The 2,340-nt window shown below is 45.2% G+C and carries 1 protein-coding gene; it reads left to right on the top strand.

Features of this window, described 5'->3' with window-relative positions:
- Positions 1-2,340, top strand: a 2,340-nt coding sequence (locus ACFILZ_RS09605; RefSeq protein WP_375682386.1) for a hemagglutinin repeat-containing protein, incomplete at both ends; no start/stop codon positions are given.

Raw genomic sequence — 2,340 nt, 5'->3', positions numbered from 1 at the left:
GCAGGATTTAGTCTTTAGCGTGACGGGCAATGTGACCAACAACAAAACGGGCTTAATTTATGTGAAGGGCAATGGTGTTTTACAAGTTGATGGAGCTTTGTTGAATGATTTTGGCACCATAATGGCAGAGGGTGATTTATCTTTTACCAATGCAGATGGCAGCGGAAAAAGCCTTTCGCTTGTTAACAAAGCAGGCTTGATTCAAGCTGGTGGAAACTTAAATATCCAAACCAACACCCTGAAAAACGAAGCTGATAGCACGCCTGTCATCACGGAAAAAACGGAATATAGCGATATTTCTTTCGAAAAACCAGACAAATATAATTTTCTCGATGGTAGGGATTTATATCATGATACGAGATCGAATAGCTGGGGTAAAGGAAAGCTTTCTAAGTGGCCGGCTGGTAAAAAGAAGAAGAATTTTATATTTGAACAGCAGGTTTGGGCGAGCAAAGAAGAAATCTATGGCACCGCAATTTCAAGCGATGGAACAATCTATAAGGCTTTTACTTGGGAATATAATGATAACAGAAAAGGCATAGAACAGTATTCTTGGAATGGTTCTCGGCAGAAGGGAGGATGGTTAGGGTCAATAAACGAAAATTGGTCACACATGACAGAAAAGACTGTCACGCAAGGGTTTTCTCATAAACCAACTGTTTCGGGGGTAATACAATCTAGTGGCAACCTCATCATTAACGCTGATACCATTGACAACCATTATAGCTCTATGAGAGCAGGGGGAAATGCCGATATCCACGCCAATGTGCTGACCAATTTAGGTGCAACGGCTTATAAAAACACTTATCTTGGTTGTCAGGCTAATACAGACAGTTGTTATGGTTATAAAGCTGATGGAAGCCGCGATGTTTCTTTAGATATAGCCAATGGCAAGGATCGCCAGATTGCTTCAGAAGCTTTGGAGAGCGTTCCTGGTCTTGTCCAAGCGGGCGGCACGTTGAATTTGGTGGTCGATCAACTCAATAACACGGCAGCGGAAGGTTCGATTACAGGGGATGCGCATTTTAAAGCACAAGCAGCTGAACGTAAACCACTGGAGTCCTTAAGTGGTTTAACCGGGGTTGATGCTCTCTTTACACCAAAAGTCGATCTCAATAATGCAGGGGAACTTGCTGAGGGGCTCCCTTTACCAAAGCCCCAATCGGGTGGGGTTGGGGGCACACTGCCCAATCAAAATTTTATTTATGAAACGCGGGCAGAATTCCTTGATGTTGGCAAGTTTTATGGCTCAGCCTATTATTTGAACAGAATTGGCTACAATCCTGATCGGGAGATTTTTTTCTTAGGCGATGCATATTTTGAAAAGCAGCTGATTGAGAAACAAATGCGTGATCTGGTTGGTCAAGGGTTGGGCAAAGGTTCCTTTATTCCTGGAAGTGATGCCATTGAACAAGTCAAAACTTTGCTGGATGTTGGGGCAGACTATGCAAAAGCACACAATCTCCCTTTTGGTGAGGCTTTGAGTGAAGAACAATTGGCATCCCTAGAAGCCCCGATGGTGATTTATGTGCGCCAACAGGTCAAGGGCATGGATGTTTATGCACCGGTGTTTTACATCCCCGAAAAAGACAGAGCCTCCTTTGTTTCTGCTGGGGCTTTGATCATGGGCGATGATATCAATATCACCAGCCAAAATACAAGCAATTCCACAATAACCAATTCAGGGCGTATTGCGGCAAATCACCAATTGCATGTGCATGGCGGGGATATCTTTAGTCAAGGGGGGCATTTTGCGGCGGGTGGTGATGCTGTTTTAGTTGCGGAGAAGAATATTCGTTTGGATGCAGGGCGCACAACGGTTGACGGCGTGGAGACAGTATTAAACACCGAGGCGCTTTCTGCTGGGGGTAATGCAACGGTGATTGCCAAACAAGATATCACCGCCTCAGGGGTGGGGATCACCACCGGGGGTGATCTTGCTATGGCTACAGAAGAAGGCAACTTGACGATCGGTTCAGCAGAAACCCATTACCATGATGAACAGGGTGATGCCATCATGCATCATAAATCAGAAGTCAACTCTGGTGGCTCGACGACACTTGCCTCTGGAAAAGATTTGAATATTTTAGGCTCTGATGTTCAAGCAACGGATAAACTCCTCTTGCAAGCTGAGAGGAATGTTTCGATTGATGCCACACGCAACAGTGCCAATAGCCATCGCGGGGATCAAACATCTCATGTCGCGGTGCACAATGGCTCTCATTTAAGTTCTGGAAAAGAGACCACTGTTATCTCGGGTGGCGATATCCATATTGCTGCTTCCGATATAGATGCCAAGGGTAATGTTGCTCTTGGCGCCCAAGGGGAGGTAACAATAGG

Origin of the sequence: Bartonella sp. AP40SXNS (genome assembly GCF_042195825.1) — a bacterium.
GTDB lineage: Bacteria > Pseudomonadota > Alphaproteobacteria > Rhizobiales > Rhizobiaceae > Bartonella.
This window is presented reverse-complemented; position numbering and strand designations above follow the sequence as displayed.